This is a genomic window from Mycobacterium sp. TY814 (assembly GCF_030755175.1).
Lineage (GTDB): Bacteria > Actinomycetota > Actinomycetes > Mycobacteriales > Mycobacteriaceae > Mycobacterium.
The window spans coordinates 2,748,852-2,771,295 of the sequence record NZ_JAUFRY010000001.1 but is presented as its reverse complement, the minus strand read 5'-3'; the positions used below and the strand labels follow the sequence as shown (position 1 = coordinate 2,771,295).

15 protein-coding genes, 1 tRNA gene, 2 pseudogenes and 1 other annotated feature are annotated in these 22,444 nt (G+C 62.7%); of the genes and pseudogenes, 10 read left to right on the top strand and 8 right to left on the bottom strand.

Annotated elements, in window-relative coordinates:
* Positions 1 to 8 precede the first annotated feature (8 nt).
* The 6 genes from QXH22_RS12230 (at position 9) to istB (ending at position 5,790) form a co-directional block, all read left to right on the top strand.
* The gene (locus tag QXH22_RS12230; protein WP_306275685.1) at positions 9 to 905 is read left to right on the top strand and encodes an ImmA/IrrE family metallo-endopeptidase; all 897 of its coding nucleotides are present in this window, start codon (positions 9 to 11) and stop codon (positions 903 to 905) included.
* A gap of 143 nt (positions 906 to 1,048) precedes the next feature.
* Positions 1,049 to 1,225, top strand: a complete 177-nt coding sequence (locus QXH22_RS12225) for a hypothetical protein (protein WP_175364515.1) — start codon at positions 1,049 to 1,051, stop codon at positions 1,223 to 1,225.
* 15 nt (positions 1,226 to 1,240) lie between these two features.
* Positions 1,241 to 2,746: a hypothetical protein gene (locus tag QXH22_RS12220; protein ID WP_306275684.1), complete on the top strand. Its 1,506-nt coding sequence runs from the start codon at positions 1,241 to 1,243 to the stop codon at positions 2,744 to 2,746.
* A 300-nt stretch (positions 2,747 to 3,046) separates the two neighbouring features.
* Positions 3,047 to 3,169, top strand: a complete 123-nt coding sequence (locus QXH22_RS12215) for a hypothetical protein (protein WP_306275683.1) — start codon at positions 3,047 to 3,049, stop codon at positions 3,167 to 3,169.
* 60 nt (positions 3,170 to 3,229) lie between these two features.
* Positions 3,230 to 4,906 carry an IS21 family transposase gene (istA, locus tag QXH22_RS12210; protein ID WP_055578112.1) on the top strand — a complete coding sequence of 559 codons (1,677 nt, stop codon included), beginning with the start codon at positions 3,230 to 3,232 and terminating at the stop codon, positions 4,904 to 4,906.
* Positions 4,903 to 5,790 carry an IS21-like element helper ATPase IstB gene (istB, locus tag QXH22_RS12205; protein WP_306275682.1) on the top strand — a complete coding sequence of 296 codons (888 nt, stop codon included), beginning with the start codon at positions 4,903 to 4,905 and terminating at the stop codon, positions 5,788 to 5,790. The genes istA and istB overlap by 4 nt, the downstream gene beginning before the upstream one ends.
* Positions 5,791 to 5,794: 4 nt before the next feature.
* On the opposite strand, the pseudogene QXH22_RS12200 reads toward istB, so the two are convergent.
* Positions 5,795 to 6,250 (bottom strand): annotated as a pseudogene (locus QXH22_RS12200) (transposase); the annotation flags it as partial.
* A gap of 113 nt (positions 6,251 to 6,363) precedes the next feature.
* Between QXH22_RS12200 and QXH22_RS12195 the strand changes: the two are divergent.
* Both QXH22_RS12195 and QXH22_RS12190 read left to right on the top strand, forming a co-directional pair.
* Positions 6,364 to 7,428, top strand: coding sequence for a tyrosine-type recombinase/integrase (locus tag QXH22_RS12195; protein ID WP_069435145.1), 1,065 nt, complete (start codon positions 6,364 to 6,366; stop codon positions 7,426 to 7,428).
* Positions 7,425 to 9,413 carry a tyrosine-type recombinase/integrase gene (locus QXH22_RS12190; protein ID WP_142283785.1) on the top strand — a complete coding sequence of 663 codons (1,989 nt, stop codon included), beginning with the start codon at positions 7,425 to 7,427 and terminating at the stop codon, positions 9,411 to 9,413. Before QXH22_RS12195 ends, QXH22_RS12190 begins: the two co-directional genes overlap by 4 nt.
* Before the next feature lie 6 nt (positions 9,414 to 9,419).
* On the opposite strand, the pseudogene QXH22_RS12185 reads toward QXH22_RS12190, so the two are convergent.
* From QXH22_RS12185 to QXH22_RS12160, 6 genes and pseudogenes are all read right to left on the bottom strand, one after another.
* Positions 9,420 to 10,217, bottom strand: a pseudogene (locus QXH22_RS12185) (IS256 family transposase); the annotation flags it as partial.
* Between the two features lie 189 nt (positions 10,218 to 10,406).
* A complete protein-coding gene (locus QXH22_RS12180; protein WP_306275681.1) occupies positions 10,407 to 11,258 on the bottom strand; it encodes a hypothetical protein in 852 nt (283 codons plus the stop codon).
* Between the two features lie 2 nt (positions 11,259 to 11,260).
* A complete protein-coding gene (locus QXH22_RS12175) occupies positions 11,261 to 12,418 on the bottom strand; it encodes a hypothetical protein (protein ID WP_306275680.1) in 1,158 nt (385 codons plus the stop codon).
* Between the two features lie 140 nt (positions 12,419 to 12,558).
* On the bottom strand, positions 12,559 to 15,840 hold the full coding sequence (locus tag QXH22_RS12170) for a type I restriction endonuclease subunit R (RefSeq protein WP_371934188.1): 3,282 nt from the start codon (positions 15,838 to 15,840) through the stop codon (positions 12,559 to 12,561).
* Between the two features lie 44 nt (positions 15,841 to 15,884).
* Positions 15,885 to 17,201, bottom strand: coding sequence for a restriction endonuclease subunit S (locus QXH22_RS12165; RefSeq protein WP_306275679.1), 1,317 nt, complete (start codon positions 17,199 to 17,201; stop codon positions 15,885 to 15,887).
* A complete protein-coding gene (locus QXH22_RS12160) occupies positions 17,198 to 18,748 on the bottom strand; it encodes a class I SAM-dependent DNA methyltransferase (protein WP_306275678.1) in 1,551 nt (516 codons plus the stop codon). The genes QXH22_RS12165 and QXH22_RS12160 overlap by 4 nt, the downstream gene beginning before the upstream one ends.
* Positions 18,749 to 18,970: 222 nt before the next feature.
* On the opposite strand from QXH22_RS12160, the gene QXH22_RS12155 reads away from it, so the two are divergent.
* A protein-coding gene (locus tag QXH22_RS12155) for an IS3 family transposase (RefSeq protein WP_142283916.1) occupies positions 18,971 to 20,232 on the top strand; the annotation gives its coding sequence in 2 pieces (ribosomal slippage) (positions 18,971 to 19,274 and positions 19,274 to 20,232; 1,263 coding nt in all).
* Positions 19,270 to 19,401, top strand: a sequence feature (AL1L pseudoknot). Its footprint overlaps the gene before it by 132 nt.
* A gap of 241 nt (positions 20,233 to 20,473) precedes the next feature.
* Here QXH22_RS12155 and QXH22_RS12150 read toward each other — a convergent pair.
* Positions 20,474 to 20,556, bottom strand: a tRNA-Leu gene (locus tag QXH22_RS12150).
* 236 nt (positions 20,557 to 20,792) lie between these two features.
* On the opposite strand from QXH22_RS12150, the gene QXH22_RS12145 reads away from it, so the two are divergent.
* The gene (locus tag QXH22_RS12145; protein WP_306275677.1) at positions 20,793 to 22,439 is read left to right on the top strand and encodes a DUF3662 and FHA domain-containing protein; all 1,647 of its coding nucleotides are present in this window, start codon (positions 20,793 to 20,795) and stop codon (positions 22,437 to 22,439) included.
* Positions 22,440 to 22,444 lie beyond the last annotated feature (5 nt).

Below are 22,444 nucleotides of genomic sequence, written 5' to 3'. Positions count from 1 at the left end.
TCGGGCCGTTGGAGAACCTCGACGACATTCGTGAAGTCGCGCAAACGGTGCTGCGTAAAGCGGACGTAGCCGAACGGCTCCCGACGCCCGTAGACGACATCATCGCCAGCTGCGGACTGCTCGAGTCGGATGACTACGTGTTGTCGGAGAGCAAGATCGCGCAAGCTCCCCGCGAGCTGCGCAAAATACTGCGTGCAGCAGGGCGAAAGATCCGCGGAGCACTCGACCGGCGGGAACGGGTGCTACACGTCAGCCCGTCGGTTGACCATCCAGCGCAGCGACAGTTTGTGCGATGCCACGAGGCGATGCACGATGCACTCCCCTGGCAACGCGATTTACTCGTTCTGGGCGACACCACACGCACGCTGTTGCCCAGTGTTGAGTTCACCTTCGAACGCGAAGCCAACCAGGGAGGCGCTGAACTGCTGTTTCAGCTCGATCTGCTCACGCGGATGGCGCGCGACTATCCGATCGACATCACGACGCCGGTCCAGTTATCCACCCTTTTCGGCGCCTCGATCCACGCAACTTTTCGACGCTGGATCGAGAGCAATGCCAGTCCGGTATGCGGGCTAGTGATCGATCTCAAGCCTTTGATCGACATTCCTCCGACATACCGCCGCTACGAACTGGTGGAATCCAAAGCGTGGACGCAGCGCTACGGGGCCAATCGCTTTCCCGCCCGGTTAGATTCGAGTAGGCATGGCTTTTTAGCCCCTCTGGGGTTGCCAGGATCGACTGACATCAACCTCTCCTGGGGCCTAAACGACCGCAATGCCGAGATGACAACGGTGAAGGTTCAGTCGTTCAGCAACACCTACCGAGTATTCGTGCTGCTGTGGTTGCCCACCAAGGAATCGTTCATCGCACGCCACCGAGCTCGACCGCGTCTCGTGGTGGGCTGAAACGGTGAGGTCACGCCGCGACTCGGTCAATCCAGCCCAGTCCAGCTCACCGCGGCGAAGCCATCTCACGGATACAAAGATGTCAGCCCCACGTGGTTACATGCCGTACGCTCGAACAACGCAAGCTGGAGAAGGAAAATCCGATGTCTAAAGCAGTGCTGCCGCAACTGTCCACCAACGACACGACCGCTCAGCTGCCCTCCAATCCGAACGATCTGCTCAGCGCCAGTGAGAAACACAAGCTCAACGAGGATCTCGCGAAGCTCGCCGACCTTCGGCGGGACGCTGAAACCGCCTCGGCAAGTTTGCGATTAGCCTGACCGAAGGCAAAAACTATGCAGCTGACGGGCTGGAACGACCCAGATCCGGCCGAGGTCCATCACCCGACCACGAATGCTGAATGGGACGCCGCGCTATCCCGCTACCTAGGATCGCTCAACGACTTACCACTACAGCGCTGCGTTGAGGTAGCACGCTCGCACGGAGCTGCAACGCTTGTGATCGAAACCCGGTATTTGGACATCGATTACCGCAGCGAATTCTCGGCCTACTACGCACGCCAGTTCGCTGATGTCCCCGACTCGGCCCACCGCTTACATTTCTTCAGCAAACACCTTGAATCACAGTCACTGTGGCGACTAGACGCCGATCACGGCTACATCGGCTACGTGGTTGTGCGCCCTGCAGCGACAGGCTTGGTGTCTCGAGCTCTTCTTAAGCCCCCAGAAGACCTTGAGTCAGCGGTCCGCACGTCGGTGACCGAATACGTGAACTTCTTCGGGCAGCAACTACCGGTTCGTGGAGTGCCGTTCGCACAGCAAGACGCCCAACTTGGCGCCTGCGCGCAGGCAGCCGCATGGATGTGCCACTTCACTGCTGTTCTGCGTGGCGACACGCCCAGGCGCACCAAAGCCGACTTCTCTCTGAAGGCCGACGCCAGCCTGCAACCGAACCGGGCGCTCCCGACCGGCGGACTCACTGTGATGCAACTCAGCGAACTATTTCGCACATTTGAGATTCCCGCCATGTACTACCTCGTGGGCGAGTTGCCCAGCCCGCAATTGCCTTGGCAATCAACCGATCCCACCGGCCCACCTCAATTAGCTGGAACTTGGGACCATCGGATCGTCGCTGTCGCATGCCGGCACCTGAACTCCGGAAACCCCATCCTGGTCGGCACCCACAATCACGCTTTCATTCTGTGTGGCTATCGCCGATCCAACCAACCACAGCCCGGCTGGATCGAGTTCATTCGCCACGACGACCAAGCCGGCCCCTACCTCCTCGTCCACGATGTGCTCAACGACGTGGACCAACGTACGGGCAAGTCCTACGGGCCGTGGCGCACCATGCACGTGCCTGTACCAGACAAGCTCTGGCTAGCCCCCGAAGCGGCCGAGCGAAAAGGCGGGCAGTTCCTGCTTAGCGCCTCGAACCAAATTGCAAGCGCAGCGGGCGATCCCCTCCCCTTCACTCCGCTGCAGGACCTCATCAACGTCAAGCAGCTTGCCCTACGCACCTACGCCATCCGCTCCAACGACTTCAAAGCCAACCTAGCCGCCAGGACCACGTCCGAGGCGATCCAAACCGAATACCGACTGGCCCGCTTCCCGCGGTTCATATGGGTTGTAGAAGCCATCGACCGGCAGCTACGCAAAGCAGGAAAACCCTGCGTCGTGGGCGAAGCGGTGCTCGACGCAACGTCATCGGACCACGACCCACAGGAAATCGCGCTTCACATCCATGGCGTGATGTGGCTACAGCAGACCAACGGCGACATCCGGTTCCCCATCACCGGAGACGCCCAGCCGTATAACAGCGGCGGCATCGGTACTCCCTGACCGCTTCCCTCAGTCAAAGCATCCGCTCGCCGGTACGTGTTGTCAGCGAACGATGAGCTCGGGGTCTCGACCGTCGTCAGTTGTGCGCGTGATGAAGCTGGATAGCTACTCTGCTGGTGCCGGAGTCGCGTACGCGTGCGCGAAGACACTGGCCACGACTCGGGCTAGCGGGGCGCACAACCCGTTCCAGTCGCTAGGGATGGCTACTTGCCGGGTCGTCGGACCGTAGTGAACGAGACTGTTTCGTAGCTCCCTCAACCCCATGGCAACGCGAATCGACGCAGTGTCACTATCCGCGTCATGGCCGAACGCGAGGGCCAAGGCTTCGAGGTCGGTGGTGGCTATGACAGTTTGATTCAGGACCGGTGTGACGGCCTGATTCAGGACCACCTTCTTTCAGACCGGTGTGTTGTGACGGTTTGATTCAGGACCACCCTCGACGGTTGGCGTGTCGATTATTGGCTCGCTGTCGGAGGGTTCCGGATGGGAAGTCGTGTGGAGCTGTTCGCCCAGATACGTAGGGACGCCCGGGTCGAGGGTTTGGGTATTCGGGCGCTTGCTCGTAAGTACAAGGTTGGCCGGGATACGGTCCGGCACGCGTTGGCGAATCCGGAGCCGCCGAGGCGGAAGACACCGGTGCGGGAGTCGCCGAAACTGGGCCCGCTCAAACCTGCGATTGATGCGATGCTGCGGACCGATCTGGATGCGCCCCGCAAGCAACGCCACACTGCGACAAGGATTTGCAATCGTCTGGCCGATGAACACGGCGTTGAGGATGTGTCGTATTCGTCGGTGCGTGACTATGTCCGGGTCCGTCGTGCGGAGATCATCGCCGAGTCCGGTAAGCAGGCGCAGGAAGCGTTCGTGCCGCAGGAACACCCGCCCGGCGCTGAAGCTGAGGTTGATTTCGGCGAGGTTCACGTCATCCTCGCTGGTGTCAGAACCCGCTGCTACATGTTCGTTTTCCGAATGTCGATGTCCGGCAAGGCAGTCCATCGGGTGTATGCGACTCAGTCGCAGGAGGCGTTCCTCGAAGGCCACATCGAAGCATTCGACGTGATCGGCGGCATCCCGGTGCGCCATATCCGCTACGACAACTTGAAGTCTGCGGTCACCTCGGTGGTGTTCGGCCGCGGTCGGGGCAGGGTCGAGAACGACCGGTGGGTGCTGTTCAGATCGTTCTACGGGTTCGACCCGTTCTACTGCCAGCCGGGAGTGAAAGGCGCCCACGAGAAAGGCGGAGTCGAGGGCGAGATCGGACGTTTCCGCCGCACCTGGCTCACGCCCATGCCGGAAGTGGACTCGCTGTCAGAGCTCAACGACTACATCCGCCGCTGCGAAGCACGTGAGGATCATCGGCGGGTCACCGGCCGGCTGCACACCGTGGGCCAGGACTTCCAGACCGAACGAGAACATCTCGCCGCTCTGCCTGCCGAGCGGTTCGACCCGGGGCTGGTGCTGCATCCACGGGTGGACCGGTCGGCGCTGATCACGGCGCGGTCGGCGAAGTACTCGGTTCCCGCCCGGTTGATCGGACGCAAAGTCAGGGTGTCGCTGCGGGCCTCGGAGTTGGTCGTCTTCGACGGCCGCACTATCGCCGCACGCCATGAACGCGTCACGACCCGCAACGGGCAATCGATCAACCTCGACCACTATCTGGAGGTGTTGCACTGCAAACCCGGCGCGTTGCCCGGCTCCACCGCGCTTGCTCAGGCCCGCGCCGCCGGCACTTTCACCGCAGCGCACGAGGCGTTCTGGCAGCAGGCCCGCCGCGTCGACGGCGATGCTGGCGGGACTCGCTCGCTAATCGACGTGCTGCTGCTGCACCGCAGCATGCGCGCTACCGATGTGATCGCCGGGATCCACGCCGCCCTGTCGGTCGGTGCCGTTTCAGCGGATGTGGTCGCGGTCGAAGCACGCCTGCATGCCGCCGGTGGTGGTCTCGAATCAGACCGTCACGCCGGTAACCATGCCAATACCGTCGATTACCGGGTCGTCAGTCTGACCCAGCGCCGCCTGGCTGATCCAGCGACCGTGATCGCCGGCCTGCCACCCGACACCCGGCCGCTGCCTGACGTCGCGGCCTACGACGAGCTGCTCCAACGCAGACCCCCAACACCGCCACCCGGTGACGGAATGGAAGGAACGACTGGATCATGAGCACGGCCACGAAAGTCACCAACACCCTGCGCCGCCAACGCGGGATGACCCCACAAGCGGCCCAAGCCGCCGTCGATTCCGCATGCCGACGCCTGCGGTTGCCGACCGTGCGTGCGGTGATCGACGAAGCAGTGAAAGTCGCCGAGCGTGAACAGCTCACCTACCACGGCTTCCTCGCCGAACTGCTCCTGGCCGAATGCGATGACCGGGACCGCCGATCCACCTTGCGGCGAGTCGCAGCGGCCGGGTTTCCACGTCAGAAATGGTTGGGCGACTTCGATTTCGACGCCAACCCAAACATCAACGCCGCCACCGTACATACCGTCGCCCAAGGCGATTGGATACGCCGAGGCGACCCGCTCTGCCTGATCGGCGACTCGGGCACCGGCAAGTCCCACCTGCTCATTGGTGTGGGCACCGCCGCCGCCGAGCAAGGCTTCCGCGTCCGCTACACACTGGCGACCAAACTGGTCAACGAACTCGTCGAGGCCGCCGATGAAAAGCAACTCGCCCGCACGATCGCCCGCTACGGCCGCGTCGATCTTTTATGTATCGACGAACTCGGCTACATGGAACTCGACCGCCGGGGCGCGGAGTTGCTGTTCCAAGTACTCACTGAACGCGAGGAAAAGGCGTCAGTAGCCATCGCATCCAACGAGAGTTTCTCCGGCTGGACCAAAACCTTCACCGACCCCCGACTCTGCGCCGCGATCGTCGACCGACTCACCTTCCACGGCACCATCATCGAAACCGGCACCACCTCATACCGGCTCAGCCATACCCGCGGTAGCAGCTCGCGATCACAGCCTACGAAGACGCCTGAGCCACCACGGTCAAGTCCAGGGACGTGGTGTACGACGTCGTCGTGTGATTCTTCGTCGTAGTTGTTTAGGCGGTCAGTGCTGCGGGGGTGTCCTCCTGTTGGGTTGGCTGGGTCTGGTCGGTGCGTGATTTGCTGAGGACTTCGAGGCCGAGGTAGCGGCGGGATTCGGCCCATTCATCGTGTTGTTCGGCGAGCACGGCGCCGACGAGGCGGATCAGGGCGGTGCGGTCGGGGAAGATGCCGACGACGTCGGTGCGGCGACGGATTTCCTTATTGAGCCGCTCCTGGGGATTGTTCGACCAGATCTGTCGCCAGATCTGCTTGGGAAACGCCGTGAATGCCAGTAAGTCTGCACGTGCGGCCTCAAGGTGTTCAGCGGTCTTGGGCAACTTGTCTTCCAACGCGTCGATGATCCGATCATATTGGGCGGCAACGGATTCAGCGTCGGGTTGATCGAACACCGAATGCAGAAGCGTCTTGACCCACGGCCACGACGCTTTGGGCGTGACGGCCATCAGATTATCCGTTAACCGGCCCTCATCGGGGCGACACGCTCGGTGTGTGCGGGGTCCCACCAGCAAGGCGTCGGGGTGCTGACACTGGAGGTCGGTGGCTTCGGCTGTTGGAGGTGCCGATGGGGCTTCGGGTAGCTGGCGATGGAGATGTCTTCTTCGTTGCCGGTGATGTCGCCGGTGGGCAGCACGACGACCTCGAGCTGGTGAACCGTTTTCTGGCACACCTGAAGGGCAGGAACTTCGCCCGGGCTACGCGGCGCGCATATGCGTATGACGCGTTGAATTTCCTGCGGTTCCTCGCTGGGCAGGGCGTTGGTCTGGCCCAGGTGCGGCCGAGCGACTTGTTCGACTATCTGGACTGGCAGATTCAGCCCAAGCGCACTGCGGGTTCGACGGTGGTGCGGTTGTCCGAGCGGCGGGGTGCCGCCCCGGCAACACAGAACCGGAGGATCGCTGCGGTGCGGGGGCTGTTTGAGTTCGCGGTGATCACCGGCGTGGTGGTGAAAAGTCCGGTGCCGGCGCCACGACGCACCAGTGGGCTTCGGGCGCGGAGGGGCATGCTGGGGCATATCCCGGCTCGCCACTCAAGGCCGGGCGGGCGACTGGTGCGCCAGCAGCGGCTACTGCCGGAAAGCCTTGAGCTGGCCGAGATTGAGGCATTCCTGAGCGACCTGGCCTCCCACCGTGACCGCGCGATGGTGCTGCTGATGCTGCTGGGCGGATTACGTGCCGCCGAGGTCCGCGGTTTGCTGTTGGCTGAGGTGGACGTCGGGCGCCGGCAGGTGCGGGTAGTCGGCAAGGGCAGCCGGGAACGGGTGGTGCCGGTGGACCGGCCGTTTTTCGCTGAACTGGCTGCGTATCTGCGGCTTGAGCGGCCAGCTGATTGCGCGACCGAGCAGTGCTTTGTCGTGTTGCGCGGGCCGACCGCAGGACAGCCGTTGACTGAGGCGGGGATGCGTCGGATCTTTCGCACCCACCGCGCTCGCTCGGGCGCGGCCCGGGTGCGCCCTCACCGGCTGCGGCACACCTACGGCACACAATTGGCCGCGGCCGGGATCGATCTGCTGGTGCTGCGGGATTTGATGGGGCACGCCAGCCCCGAGACGACGGGAAAGTACGTACATCTGTCGGCTGAGACTCTGGCCGCCGAGTACAGCGCCGCGCGGAGGGAATCGCCGTGGTGAGTGTCGCGGTCATTGCGGCTGATAGCGCACCGGTGCGCAGCGCAGCCGAGCTGATCGCCGCCTATGATGCGCAGGTCGACACGATGCGGCTGTGCGCGAGTGAGCGGTCCGCGCGGCATCGCAGTGCACGACGTTTCGTGCAGCGCTTTCCCGATCTGGCAGTGTGGATGCGTCGGCCCACTCCGGCCCGGCTGACCGACTTGCACCGGCTGAAAGCTTGGCCGTTCATCTCGTGGTGTTTCGTGCAGCGGCACTTGGTCCCGGATGTGGAGTTGTTGTTGGCCAAACCCGGCGGATGTGGGTTGCCGGTGGAGTGGGCCGCCCACGAGCCGGACAACGTGGCCGCGGTCGCCGAAGCCGCTGCGGTGCTGGGCTGGAGCAGCAACTGGCGGCGGCAGGTCGGGCTGCTGGCCGCCTCGACGATCTGCCTGCACGCGGGAAAGCGAGTCCGGGAGCTGACCGAGGACGACTTCGCCGCTGTGCTTGGACAACTGGATGGATTGGCCGCGCTGTCGGTTTCGGCGCGTCACCACGCCCGCACCCGCCTGTTCGGCTTGCAGCAGGCCTGCTACCAGCTCGGTAGCCTGACCACCCCGCCGCGGCAAAGCGGCCCGGTGGCGGTCGGGCCACCCGTGCACGCCGCCGGTGTCCGCCAGCCACTGATCCGTGTCGAGGTCGTCCGCTACGTGCAGACGATCACTACCACGCTGCGCCCCTACACAGTGGTCGGGCGGACCAAGGCGTTGCGGGTGTTCTTCGACTACCTCGCTGAGCACCACCCCGAGGTGACCCGACTGGAGGAGATCGAACGGACCCGCCACATTGAGCCCTACCTGGCATGGGCACGGACCCGGCCGTGGCGCGGCAAGAACCGCGAGCACCGCACCATCGGCGTGGTCGTGTTCCACCAAGACGTGGTCGATCTGCGCTGCTTTTTCGAAGACATCGCCGGCTGGGGCTGGCCATCAGCCCCGCCGCGGCGGCTGCTGTTCTACGCCGACATCCCACGCACCCCCGACGCGCTGCCCCGGGCACTGACCCCAGACACCGACCGTGCGCTGATGGCCGCCGTCGCCAACCTCGATGACGCACTCGTGCGTACCGGCCTGCTGCTGTTACGAGCCACCGGCATGCGCATCGGCGAACTGCTCGACTTGGAACTGGACTGCCTACTGGACTTCGCCGGGCATGGCACCTGGCTACGGGTTCCGGTCGGCAAGCTCAACTCTGAACGCATGGTGCCGCTGGATCCGGACATCGTGCAGATGATCGACGCCTGGATCACCCAGCGGGGCCGCCAGCGCGCATTGCCCCACCCCCGCGGCGGTCGGCTAACTGAGTTCCTGTTCGTCGAGCACGGTTGCCGCCCAACGTCATTCCGGCTGCGCAAGGGCCTGATTGACGCGGTCGCCGCCGCCGAGTTGCGCGGCCGCGACGGAAAGCTGCTGCACGTCACCCCACACCAGCTAAGGCATACCTTCGGCACCAGCCTGATCAATGGCGGCATCGGGTTACCCGCGCTGATGGCGCTCATGGGTCACGTCACGCCCGAGATGACGCTACGCTACGCCAAACTCGCCACGCCTACCATCCGCAGTGCCTACCAGGTGGCGATGGACAAGGTCCGCGCCGGACAACTGCTCCCACTGACCGCCGTCAACGCCGCACCGCCGATACCGGACAAAGTCGCTTGGCTGCACGCCGAGATGCTCAAAACCCGACTCGCGCACGGCTTCTGCGCGCGCCCCCAAGCCGCCGGGCCTTGCCCCTACGCCAATATCTGCGAACAGTGCGACTTTTTCGTCCCCGACCCGGCGGGAACCTCGACGATCAATGCGCAACTCAACGACATCCGCGCCCTGCAGGCCGACGCCCAAGCCCGCGGCTGGCACGACGAAGCCGCCCGGCACCAGCGTGTCGCGGCCAGCCTCGATCAACACCTTCAACGCCTACGCCGCGACCCCTCGACCGACCTGCCTTCTTGACTCCAGCCATGAGGGCCGGTTAATGGTCGTGTAGTGCGTGCGACACCGCTGCCAGGCCGCTCCGGGCAAGGTGGCCCCGATCGCGGCGACCAGACCCGCGTGCGCGTCGCTGGTGACCAGTTTGACCCCCGACAGGCCCCGCGCGGCCAGCGAGCGCAAAAACGTCAACCAACCGGCCCCGTCTTCGGCAGTGGTGACGTCGATGCCCAGAATCTCGCGGTAACCCTCGACGTTGACTCCCACGGCGATCAAGGCGTGCACGTTGACCACCCGCCCGCCTTCGCGGACCTTGAGCACCAGGGCATCAGCGGCCAGGAACGTATACGGGCCGGCATCGAGCGGGCGGGTCCGAAACGCTTCCACAGCGGTGTCAAGTTCCTTGGCCATCACGCTGACTTGGGACTTGGACAGGCTAGTGATGCCCAGGCTGTCGACGAGCTTGTCCATCCGCCGCGTCGACACTCCGAGCAGATAGCAGGTGGCCACCACCGTGGTCAGCGCCCGCTCGGCCCGTTTGCGGCGTTCCAGTAGCCAATCCGGGAAGTAGGAACCGTGGCGCAACTTGGGGATCGCCAGGTCCAATGTGCCCGCCCGAGTATCGAAGTCACGGTGCCGATACCCATTGCGAGAGTTGGTCCGTTCACTGCTGCGCTGGGCATAACCCGCTCCACACAAGGCGTCAGCTTCGGCCCCCATCAGGGTATGGATGAACGTGGTCAACAGCTCGCGCAGGACGTCGGGGTGGGTCGTGGTGAGTCGTTCCGCCAGCACCATAGGCAGGTCGATATCGTGGGCAGTGGTCATCGCGTCGATTCCTTTGCTCGAGTGACTTTGGTCGGTCTCTCGAAGAATCACGCGATGACCTTCATTCATTCGGCTACGACACGCCGGTACCGCTCATCAGGCCCGACTCGTACACCACCTTGGTGGACGCAACCGCCACCACCTCCTCGCCGAGGTGGTCCCGAATCAAGCCGTCACAGTGGTCCTGAGTCAGGTTGACATAGAGACGGTGGCGTCAACCGTCGGCATCGCGAGCACTGCGGCCAGCGACTGATCATGGCGCGGGTACCAGCTGAGCGTGTCGCCAAGTGCCCGCGCAACGTCAACCCAAGACCCATCTATCCCGAGAGTGCTCGCCAATTCCGTGGCCTTGGCGTATGCATAGGTAGCTTCTAGACAGCGGTACAAAGCCAGAAACAGATTAGATGGGTTGAGGTCGAGCACCGCTCGGGTCAGGAACTCGTACGGAAGGCCGGCAACCCGCTGCTCCGCGAGCAACGCGAGCTCTTCCGCGAGGTCCGGTTCGATCCACCCATTACCATGTGCGCCCTGTTTCGCGCAGACGGCGAGGACGTTGGCATGGAAGTTCGGTGTGCCGGCCACGTCGTCGTCGATCTCCAACATGCGTAAAGGTGGATAGAGCTTCATTACGTCGGCGACATCATGACCTTGATATTCGGCGTCGTCCTTGCTCCCTGCTGCAACGACGTTGAGGACCAGCGCGGGACTGACTGAAGGGTCTACCTCAAGGTCGGCAAGCATCGCGACCACGAGTCCGGGGGATAGGTCGACCTCTCTGATCCGCTCCGCCCGGGCCAAGCCCTCGGCATCGAACCCCGCGAGCGCCAGCACTTCGCCGGCCGGTGCCTTGATGAGAGCGGCGGCTTGGGCTCGTCCGAACTTCAAGTGCGCGACCCGTCTGGACGCGACGAGAACGTCGTACTCGGTCTCATCGAGAAAAATGTAGCGTTCTCCGTCGGGGACCGACGTTCCGCGATCGGCGGCGTACTTACCAAGCTTCCCGAAAATCGTGGCTGCGGTGTCCTTGGCACTGCGTGACACCGCTATGCCGCCCGCCAGCAAATCTCCATAGACACCACGTCGAAGTGCTCATCGACGAGCACTTTGAAGGCCTCTTGAAAGACTCCGCGTTCATAGCGCCCGACTTGACCAACGCGCCTATCAAGGACTTCCTCGAGAACATCGAGGCGGAGGAAGTCGCGGAGGTCTTGATCATCCAGCGACTCAAGTTTGGCGAGAAACGCTGCATGCTCGGACTTGAGCCGATTCAAGGCGGACGCTTTCTGCTCAGAATCGCGTTCCTCGCCCGGACGGCCGATGATCTTAATCCCGAGCGCAACAGCGAATCCGATGCGCGCTGGTTGCCTGTCGAACACCTGGCGCCCGCTTAGCCCAGCATCATCAGTTGACGTGGCGCGCGCGAAGGCCTTGTCGAGATCGACCAGCATGCGAAGCACCTCGTAGAACTGATCCTGAAAGTTGGCATCGTCCAGGTTCTCGACAAAGTCCAGTCGGGAGAACTCGTCCGAGACCTGCTCCTTGGTGTCTATCGTTGCCTTCCGCAAGGAGAACGCCATGTACATCTCGACAATCGAGTCGAACCTTAGTTGCGCGGCGCCCACCCTGCGCCCCGGCTCATCCGGGGTGATCAGCTTCTCAATCGTGGGTACTCGTTCCCGGAGTTCTCCAAGCATCGATGCGAACACCACGGCGATCTGACGATCAAGGGTCCAGGGCACTTGGCCGGTGTTAAGCACCAGCATGCGATAGATCAGAGCACGCACACTCTCCGTCAACCAGAACTCGACTCGAATCGGCCGGCTGAGCACTGACTCATCCTTATCACTTGCCGCGCGCAAAGCGGCGGTACGCTGCATTCCGTCGATGATAGAAACGGCCTCGCCGGGGACGCTCGTCAAAATCATGCGGAGAGCGTCGTAGTCCGGGGGTGGCAACTCCTTGAATGTGGACCCGTCGACGACAACACCGATGACGATTGGCGGTAGCACCGTCCCTTTCACAAGGTCCGAAACCATACGGTCGCGTATCCGACGAGCCGTTGTCGTGCCCAGGACAGCGCGTTGTCCTTCGATCCCCCCTTGGTTGGCAAGGGGCTTCGCGACGACCTGCAGATAATCGCCGATCGCCATCTGGGTCATGACGGAGTAGCAGTCAATTCGGGCATCGTGAATCGCATCCACAGGGACCCGATCACCTGTGCCTACAGGCTCATTCATGAGCGGCCTTCCGTTAACAGAGGAATGGTCAAGAGCAAGGATCGAAAGGGGATACCGCAACCACCCGAACTTTGCTTGCCAGGTCGTCGTGAACTAGTAACTCGTCAGACGGCCGCATCCGGCCGGTCCAGCAGCTGTCGCGCGACATGCTCGGCGAAGGCGGGATCTGTATGTATGCGCGCCACGACATCATCGGCGATCTTGTCTACATCAATTGGACCCAAAGGCACCTGCCCCGTTGTCTGAGGTGGGAAGCCGACGTCTACGCATCTGGTGTACACACTCTCACCGTCATCTCCGTACGCACTCAGAACATGGTCGTATACGAGCTGAACCTTCTCGCGGAAGACATCGACTGTGTAGGGCGCCTCGGGTAATCCCTCGTCAAGTATGTGGCGGATGGTGCTGTTGACGTCGTTCATCACGTCGACCTTGCGTCGCCAGTCCTGGACGAGCTTGTCATGCAGATGCTGGAGCAGTGTCTTCGCGCTCGCCTGAACTCTCTCCCGCTCCTCGGCGGTGAGCACGGGATCAGGTTGAGTGAGGAGGTCGAAGATCGCAAGTTCTTCCTCGGTCATGCCTTCGCGAACCGCTCGTTCCTCTTCAGACGTGAGAGTCCTCGAAAGCTCGATGAGACGACGCAGATACTCATCGATATTGACGCTGCCCGCGTTGTAGTCAGCAATCAGCTGCTCGATACGCTCGACCAGCTCGTAGCGCGTCGGGTTCCGCAACGCCGCGCCGATGGCTTGCTGCCGAAGGAGCTGCGCCATCCTGTCCGTCTCTGCGCGCTTGCGGCCGGCCAGTCTCGCTGCGAGTCCATCAAAATCGATCTGCGATATGTCGATCAGTGGGTCCGGTTCACTGCCCTCGGCAGCAGCGCGGATGACGTACTCCTCGGCCCCCACCGATCGATCCAGCAGGGCGTCTACAGCGTCGGCGACAACTCCAATGTCAGGTGTCGGCGGCTTCGTGACTTCGTGGATGCGCTCGGCCAACACCCGGATCGCAGCGACGTTGCGTTGCTGTACAGCCGCTTTCGGGTTTGGGAGCAGTGCCTTGAATAGACGACGGACCTGTCGAGCCTTAGTCGTGAAGTCGTTGCGGGTCTGTTCGTCAACCAACACCGCTTCGACCGCGGCGTCCCGTTTGGCAACGTGGTCGAAGCCCTCAGCATCGCGCATTGCGATCAGATCGACGCCGACGCCCGCGCAGAAGGCGATCAGATCTGCGACGGCGGCGTCGAGTTCACCCGCGAGGGCATCGATGATCTCAATAGGCGATTCCCCCTCCTCGGCGGCACCGTAGATGGCGAGAGCCTTCTCCAGGTTCCGGAAGACTCCGACGTAATCGACAATGAGACCGTTGTCCTTCTCCGGGAAGACGCGGTTGGCGCGAGCGATGGTCTGCATGAGGGTGTGGTTTTTCATCGGCCTGTCGAGGTAGACGGTCGACACGCTGGGGGCGTCAAAGCCGGTCATCCACATGGCGCATACGAATACGAGCCGTAATGGGTCGTTTGGGTCTTTGAATTTCTCGGCAAGGTCTTCGCGGTTCATCCGCTCGCGGTGGGGTCGGATGTCGAGGCCGAGGTCATCGAGCATCTTCAGCTCGTTCTGGCTTTGCGAGACCACGACTGCCATGTCGGTGGTTTCGATCAGCTCAATCCGCGATGCCAGCCACGGACGCTCGAGCTCTGGCAGCGCGTCGTGCTGGCGTCGCAGGTCCGCGAGGTGTTCGGCCCATGCTTCCTGGACGAGGTCGTGCATCCTTACCGCTGCGGCTTTATCGAGGCCGACGTACATTGCCTTGCCGGAGAATCCACGTCCAACGAAGTGTGAGACGAGGTCTTTAGCGAGGGTTTTCAGGCGTTCGGGACGGGTCAGCAGGGTGTACTGGGTGCCGAATTTGCGTGCCAGCGCACCCTCCGCGTCTTCATCGAGCTCGGCTTCCTCCAGGAGGGCGTCGAGTTCGTCTGCGAACTCGACGTTCGTCAGTTGTAGCTCTGGGATGCGGTTTTCGTAGTAGAGCGGGACCGTGGCGCCATCATCGACGGCGTCGCCGAAATTGTAGATGCTGACGTATTCACCAAACTGCTGACGTGTCGCCTGCTCTTCGCCAGCAATCAGCGGGGTTCCGGTAAAGCCCATCATCGAGGCGTTCGGGAGCGCGGTCCGCATGTTGAGCGCAAGGGTGTCGTACTGACTGCGGTGTGCCTCATCGGTGATGACGATGATGTCGGACCGATCGGACAGCACCGGCATCTCACGTTCGCTCTTGGACGGTTGAAACTTTTGGATGAGCGTGAAGACGTAGCGGTGGTCGGCTGCCAGCAGTTCACGCAGGTGCGCGATGGAGTCTGCGTGGACTCGTGCTTCGGCCGGGATTGCGCCGGCATCGGTGAACTCTCCGTGGAGTTGTGTATCGAGTTCGGTTCTGTCAGTAACCATTACAAATGTCCACTTGCCGCGGACGTGGCGGAGCACCTTCTGGGTGAACCACAGCATCGACAGACTCTTGCCCGATCCCTGGGTATGCCAGAAGACGCCGAGGCGTTTGTCGTGCACTGCGCGCGCCCGATGAAGATTCTCGATCGCAGCGTTGACGCCGAGGTACTGGTGCGAGCGCGCGACGATCTTGATTAATCCGCCAGGGCGTTCCATGTAGGCGACGAAGTTCTCGAACAGGTCGAGCAGGTTCGCAGGATCGCAGGTGCCTCGTAGAGCTGTCTGCAATGCGATCTCGCTACGTGCCCCGAAGGCGTCGATAACCTTCCAGTCCGAGAAGTACTCCCACGGGGCATATGTCGACCCGACTTTCGCCTCGCTTCCGTTGGACAGCAGGACAAGACAGTTTGGTATGAAGAGCTGCGGGATGGTATCGCGGTAGTCGGTGACGTTGTCGTCGTAGGCCGACTTGACCGGCGCATTCGGCTCTTTGAACTCCAGCACTGCTAGCGGTACGCCGTTGACGAACAGGGCAACGTCGAGGCGACGGCTGTGCAAGGGGCCCTTCACCCACATTTGCTGAACGGCCAGCCGGTCGTTGTTTGTAGAGTCCCGCAGATCGAGGTACCGCAGTATCCCAATCTGCTTGTCTCCATTGTCATCTATCCACTCTGCCTGGTAGCCGTCGCGCAGCAGGTCATAGACTTCAGAGTTGGCACGGACCCGGTCCATCACCGAACGGTCTTTGGTCAGCGCCTCGATCGCCTCGTTGATCACGAGGTCGGGCACGCCTTCGGCATTGAGCTTCCGCATCGCTAAGCTCAGGCGATGGGTCAGAATCACGTCGTGCTGCGAATCACGTCCGAGCGTGCCCTCGGCGCCAAGGGTTTCGTGGAAGGCATCGACCGGGGTCCAGCCGAGCTCGGCCAGTAAGTCCATGCTGGGCTTCTCGACGTAGTCGTACTCTGGACCCCTTGCCATCATCACGCCACTCGATCCCCCACCAGTGCATCGAGGTCGAGTGCGGAGACGTCGATCCTTCCGCTGACAAGCTTGGGCAGCAGAAGGTCGCGTATCACAGCGAGGCGCTGGTTCTCGCGTTCCAGACTCACGGCCAGATTAGCCAACGGCAGAGCCGAATCGGAGTACAGGTACTGGAGCCGGCGCGGCGGAAGGATGATGCTGAACTCGCGCAGCAGTCTCAAATTCACATGGGGAACTCCAGCAGTCATTGCTTGCGCGATAAACCGCTGTATCGCCCGCTCCGAACACAGTTGTGCATAAATAAAGTATGGAGCTGCGCGCTCTTCGTCGACTGTCAGCTTCATTTGGCTTTGGGAGAGGACGTAACGATCGAATCGGGCACCTCGTGGAATACGGCCTACTTGACCCAAAGTCCCGCGCTGAGTGACCAGTATGTCGCCTTGCACTGCCATGGCCGACCGAAGCTCGGCGGCTTTGACTTCCGACACAAACACGAAGTCGGTCTCATCAAAGCCACCGCCGACCCGAAGGTTCGCTCCGCGAATCACCGGAACCCCGTCGGCCTGGTAGTCCTTCCGCCCCAGCTTTGAACCGAAAGGTCCACTCGTCGTGGAGTATCGATCGCCGGACGCCACTGACTGGATTGTGCCTACCGTCCACCCTTCAGGTATCGGGCCGAGGGTGGAGTCGACGAGCGGGACGTCTTCGTGGCCGGGGTAACGAAACTTCACAAACCACTCTCGGTAGATGGCCCGCGCCATCTCCTCCAGCACCTCGGCCCGCCGCCGGTTGTTCTCGATCAGGTCGTCAATATTTTGAAGCACTGCGACAGCGAATTCTTGGTAACTCGCGTCAATCTCAGGCAAAGGAATCTGTCGAACAATGTCTTGGTTTAGTGACGCCATCGTTGCGCCGTGCGAGCAAAACGAATGCATCCAAGACTGGTGCTGCTTGGTTCGAAGGACGAAGGTGATAAAGCGTGCTGGCATCGGTGAACAATCCGAGACTCGTAGTCGAATGCAGTCGCTGCCTTGCATCGCCCCATCGAATTCATCGCGAATGAAGGCGTGGCGCTCAACTGCACCCTTCCGGCCAAAAACTATGTCGTTCACCTTCAGCAGGTGGGTCGACAGGCGTTGGGCGGTCTCCTCACCGACATACTCCAGATCCCTGGGTCGGACATCGCCGAACCCCACGTTGCGAACATTTAGAACCGGTCGGCCTACGCTCACGTAGTCGGAAGCTCGCAGTTGGGTCCCGAAGGGCCCAGTCTTGATCTCAGCAAAACCCGCATCCACAAGGTCACCGACATTCATGCGTCGAGTATCCCTTGCACGGCGGCATCAACCTTGGCGCGCAGACCGTCTGCTTCATCGCTTAATCGGGTGAATTCTTCAAATAGCTCTTCGAGTTTCGCTGTGAAGTCCTCATCGTTCTCAGCCACAACCTTGGAGCCGGCGTAGCGGCCGGGATTCAGGCTCCAGCCCTGGTCTTCGATCTCGGAACGCGTCGCCACCTTGCAGAGTCCGGCGACGTCTACATATTTGCCGTCGGGGAAGTGCTCCTTGAGTAGCACTTCACTACCCGCGACGGTCTCGACGGCTTCGCCACGGTAAAGACGCACGACATTTGCGAGGAATTCGATCTGCTCCTCCGTGAAATCGCGGTGGGCGCGGTCGATTTGCCGGTAGGTATGCCGGGCATCAAGGAAGAGCACAGCGTCCTCGCGCTGCGTCCCCGCCTTGGCCTTGTCCAAGAACCAGAGGGTTACGGGGAGAGTAACCGTGTAGAAGAAGTTGGAACTGATCGCGACCATCACGTCTATCGCACCAGATTCGACGATCTGCCTACGGATTTCCTTTTCCGAATGCCCCGCGTCGCCCGCTGAGTTGGCCATGACGAATCCGGCGCGACCCTTCGGCCCGAGCGCCGCATAGAACTGCTGAATCCAGAGGTAGTTGGCGTTGTCGGGCTTGGGAATTCCGAAGGGGAAGCGCTTGTCACCAGCGAGCTGTTCTTTCTTGACTTTGTCGACGTTGAAGGGCGGGTTGGCCATTACGTAGTCGAAGACGCCGACCGCCTGGTGGGGGTCTTCGTAGTAGCTGTTGGCTTGCCGAATGTCACCGGAGAGCCCGTGCAGCGCGAGGTTCATCTTAGCCAGCGGCACAGTGTCGTCGGTCTTCTCCGCACCGAAGATAGAGAGCTTGCGGTTCGCCGAGTCATTATGACGCTCAACGAATTTCGCGCATTGGACGAACATGCCACCTGATCCGCAAGCGGGGTCAAAGACGCGGCCTGCGAACGGTTCGAGAATCTCCACGATCAGCCGGACGATTGAATAGGGCGTGAAGTACTCGCCACCGCCCTTACCTTCTTGCGCGGCGAAATTCGACAGGAAGTCTTCGTAGATGAAGCCGAAGGCGTCACCTTCGAGCTGTGTGGGTAGCGGCGCGAACAAGCGCAGCAGCTCGATCAGAGTAGACCGTTCGAGCTTCTGGTAGCCACGCGGCAGAATGTCCTTGAGTTCGGGATTGGCGGCTTCAATCGCCTTGATCGCCTCATCGACTGCCTTGCCAATGTCGTCCCCCTCCGGTAGGTCGTTGAGGTACGACAGTCGCGATTCCTCCGGCACGTACAGCACAGACTTGGCCTTGTAGTCAGCGGGCGTCGCGGGGTTGCGAGCGGACGCCTTCGACTCAACCTCACCGCGGACGGCCTCGAAACGGTTTTCCGCGTAGGCGAGGAACACCAAGCCGAGTACCGGATTGCGATACTGGACCGGCGTCAACTTGGAGTTCGCTCGCAACTCGTCAGCCGCGGCCCACAGCGTATTGCGCACTTTGGCGAGGTCAGTCGTCTTCAATCACGTCCCGTTCTCTCGGTTCGAGGCGCCCCGCCCCCGAACGATCCCCTGCCTACGTATATGGCTGGCCACCCCGCGCGCAGATTTGAAACAACTTGCGGGCGCCAACGGCCATCTTTCCGCGGATCATCGCATGGCGACGGGCTTAACTCGGCCAGGATCCCTGGGTGAATCGCCCTGGAAATCCCGGAGGCTCCTGACCTTGGAAACGAGGATGCAGGTATGCCGAAGGAACAGTCGTCTGGGAAGCCCACGGCGCGTCGCTATAGCCCGGAGGAAAAGGCCGCTGCGGTGCGGATGGTCCGAGCCCTGCGCGCCGAGTTGGGCACCGAGCAGGGCACGGTGTCGCGGGTGGCTCGCCAGTTGGGGTACGGCGTGGAGTCGGTGCGTTCCTGGGTGCGCCAAGCCGACATCGACGACGAGTACGCTCCCGGGGTGTCCAGCGCGGAGTCTGCCCGGATCAAGGAGCTGGAACAAGAGAACCGAGAACTCAAGCGCGCCAACGAAATTCTGAAGCGAGCGGCGAGTTTCTTCGGGGCGGAGCTCGACCGCCAACACAAGAAATAGTGGACTTCATCGACGCCCACCGCGAGGAGTTCGGGGTCGAGCCCATCTGCACCGTCCTGCGATCTGCAGGGGTGTCGATGGCCCCGAGCACTTACTACGACACCAAGACCCGTGCCCCGTCAGCGCGCGCCCAACGCGACGCAGAGCTTGGGCCGGTCCTGGTAGGACTCTGGGAGGACAACTACCGGGTATACGGGGCCCGCAAGCTGTGGAAAACGGCACGTCGGGCCGGCCACGACGTCGGCCGGGATCAGGTCGCACGGCTGATGCGTACCGCCGGCATCGCAGGGGCGCGGCGCGGCAAACGCGTACGCACCACCACGCCGGATCCCGCCGCGGCGCGACACCCCGATCTGGTAGGGCGGAAGTTCACTGCGACCGCGCCGAATCAGCTCTGGGTGACGGATCTGACGTTCGTGCCGACCTGGGCTGGGGTGGCCTACGTCTGCTTTATCATCGATGCCTTCAGCAGGATAATCGTCGGCTGGCGAGTCGCCACGCACATGCGCACCACGATGGTGCTCGATGCGCTGGAGATGGCGCGTTGGTCACGCGGAAACCTGTTGGCGGGCTTGACATGTCACTCCGATGCAGGATCGCAGTTCACGTCCATCCGCTACGGCGAGCGGCTCGCCGAGATTGGTGCGGTCCCCTCGATCGGGTCGATCGGGGACAGCTTCGATAACGCTCTGGCGGAGACGGTGAACGGCTACTACAAGGCCGAGCTGATCTACGGGCCCGCCCGCAGCGCGCCGTGGAGGACCGTCGAGGACGTCGAGCTGGCCACCCTGGGCTGGGTCTACTGGCACAACACCAGCCGCCTCCACGGCTACCTCAACGACATTCCACCGGTCGAGTTCGAAGCCGCGTTCTACGATGCACAACGGACCGACCAACCACTGATCGGAATCCAATAGCCCGAGTCTCCGGCAGAACCAGGGCGATTCAGGGTTCCGAACCTGTGTCGAAGGCCTAGGGTTGCGATGCAACGGATGGGCCTTGCCGGACCGAGCAACGATCTCGCTGGGGATTCACGCGTCAAAGTCCCGCTACGGCACAACCGGCACCGCAGGGTACATCTAGCCCTCCAAACACAAAGGTCACGAACCATTTCTGGTTCGTGACCTTTGTGCCTGGAGTTCGTAGAACTCCTCTCTGTGGGCGAAGGGGGACTTGAACCCCCACGTCCCGAAGGACACTGGCACCTGAAGCCAGCGCGTCTGCCATTCCGCCACTCGCCCGAAACAACCGGAGGACCATATCACTGTAGAGGCCGCAGACCCCAACCGTGCGGTCGGGGGCCACCGCGCTTGACGCCCACCAAGGTCTCTGAACAGTATCGATGTGATTCTCAGGATTCTGACGGTGCCGCCGCCTCACGCTGGCCCGATACGATTGACGGTTAATACGTCACCGGGCCGAGCTCTGCGACCTTCGGTCGACGTCCCCGTGCACAGTAGTGAGGCGAGCGCCAAAAATGGGTAGCCAACGAGGGCTGGTTCAGCGCATCGAGCGCAAACTCGAATCGACAGTTGGTGATGCGTTTGCCCGGGTCTTCGGGGGATCGATCGTGCCGCAAGAGGTGGAAGCCCTGTTGCGCCGCGAGGCTGCCGACAGCGTCCGGTCCCTGCAGGGAAATCGCCTTTTGGCAGCCAACGAATACATCATTACCCTCAGTGTGCACGACTTCGAGAAGTTGGGCGGCGACCCGGAGCTCACGTCGAACGCTTTTGCTCGGTACTTGGCGGACTATATCCGGGAACAGGGGTGGCAAACGTATGGTGAAGTGGTCGTCCGGTTCGAGCAGGCCTCGAACCTGCACACCGGCCAGTTCCGCGCCCGCGGGACTGTCAACCCCGACGTCGAGCCCCGCCCGACGACTACCGATTCCGCCCAGCCACAATCACATCATGCGTTTGGCGCAGAACCAGGAGTACGACCGATGACTGACAATCCAGGCTACCGCGGCGGCCAGGGGCAGGGGCGGCCCGACGAGTACTACGACGACCGCTACCAGCGGCCGCAGGAGGGTGGCCAGCCCCCCTATCCGCCGGAGCCCGGCGGCTACCCGCCGCAGCAGGGCTACCCGCCGCCCCAGCAGGGTGGTTACGGTCAGGGCGGCTACCAGGATCAAGGTGGCTACGGCCAGGGTCAGGGCGGTTACGGCCAGCCGCAGGGCGGACCTCCGGGGCAGCCCCAGGGCGGCTACGGCGACCAGCGCGGCTATGGCGACCAGGGCGGCTACGAGCAGCGCGGTTACGGCGACCAGCGCGGTTACGGCGACCAGGGCCAGAGCAACTACGCCCCCACCTACGAAGCACCTCCGCCCGCGGCGCCGCAGGGCCCGCCCGCCGGCGGTTACGGCGGTCAGGGCGGGTACGGCCAGGACCAGGGCTACCAGCAGGGCGGGTACGGCCAGCCCCAGGGTGGCCAGCAGGGCTATGGCGGCGGCTACGGCGACTACGGCCGGGAGCCGGCCCGCCAGGACGAGGGGTACGGCGCACCCAGCGCGCCGGCGGCGCCCCCCGAGCCGCAGCGGCCGTCCTATGAGCAGGGTGGCGGTTACGGTCAGGACCAGGGCTACCAGCAGGGCGGCGGTTACGGTCGCCAGGACTACGGCAGCGGCGACTACACCCAGTACGCCGAGGCGTCGGCGCCCGGCGGGTATGCGCCGCAGGGCGGATACGCCGAGCCGCAAGGCTACGGCGAACCGGCCGGCCGTGAGTACGGCGACTACGGTCAGCCGTCGGCTCCCGATTACGGCCAGCCTCCGACGCAGGATTACGGCGCGGCGGGCGGCTATGGCGGTTACGGCCAGGGCGGCTACGGCGCCGTCGGGGCACAGGTCACCCTGCAGCTCGACGACGGCAGCGGCCGCACCTACCAACTGCGCGACGGCTCCAACATCGTCGGCCGCGGCCAGGACGCCCAGTTCCGGCTGCCGGACACCGGTGTGTCACGCCGGCACCTGGAGATCCGCTGGGACGGTCAGGTCGCGTTGCTCTCCGACCTGAACTCGACCAACGGCACCACCGTCAACAACGCCCCCGTGCAGGAGTGGCAGCTGGCTGACGGCGATGTGATCCGCCTGGGTCATTCCGAGATCATCGTCCGCATTCACTGAACCCA

Coding starts and splice junctions, on each gene's coding strand:
- QXH22_RS12195 (WP_069435145.1), top strand. CDS start 6,364: ATGGGGCTTCGGGTAGCTGGCGATGGAGATGTCTTCTTCGTTGCCGGT.
- QXH22_RS12220 (WP_306275684.1), top strand. CDS start 1,241: ATGCAGCTGACGGGCTGGAACGACCCAGATCCGGCCGAGGTCCATCAC.
- QXH22_RS12215 (WP_306275683.1), top strand. CDS start 3,047: ATGGCCGAACGCGAGGGCCAAGGCTTCGAGGTCGGTGGTGGCTATGAC.
- QXH22_RS12170 (WP_371934188.1), bottom strand. CDS start 15,840: ATGGACTTACTGGCCGAGCTCGGCTGGACCCCGGTCGATGCCTTCCAC.
- QXH22_RS12145 (WP_306275677.1), top strand. CDS start 20,793: ATGGGTAGCCAACGAGGGCTGGTTCAGCGCATCGAGCGCAAACTCGAA.
- QXH22_RS12225 (WP_175364515.1), top strand. CDS start 1,049: ATGTCTAAAGCAGTGCTGCCGCAACTGTCCACCAACGACACGACCGCT.
- QXH22_RS12165 (WP_306275679.1), bottom strand. CDS start 17,201: ATGAATGTCGGTGACCTTGTGGATGCGGGTTTTGCTGAGATCAAGACT.
- istB (WP_306275682.1), top strand. CDS start 4,903: ATGAGCACGGCCACGAAAGTCACCAACACCCTGCGCCGCCAACGCGGG.
- istA (WP_055578112.1), top strand. CDS start 3,230: ATGGGAAGTCGTGTGGAGCTGTTCGCCCAGATACGTAGGGACGCCCGG.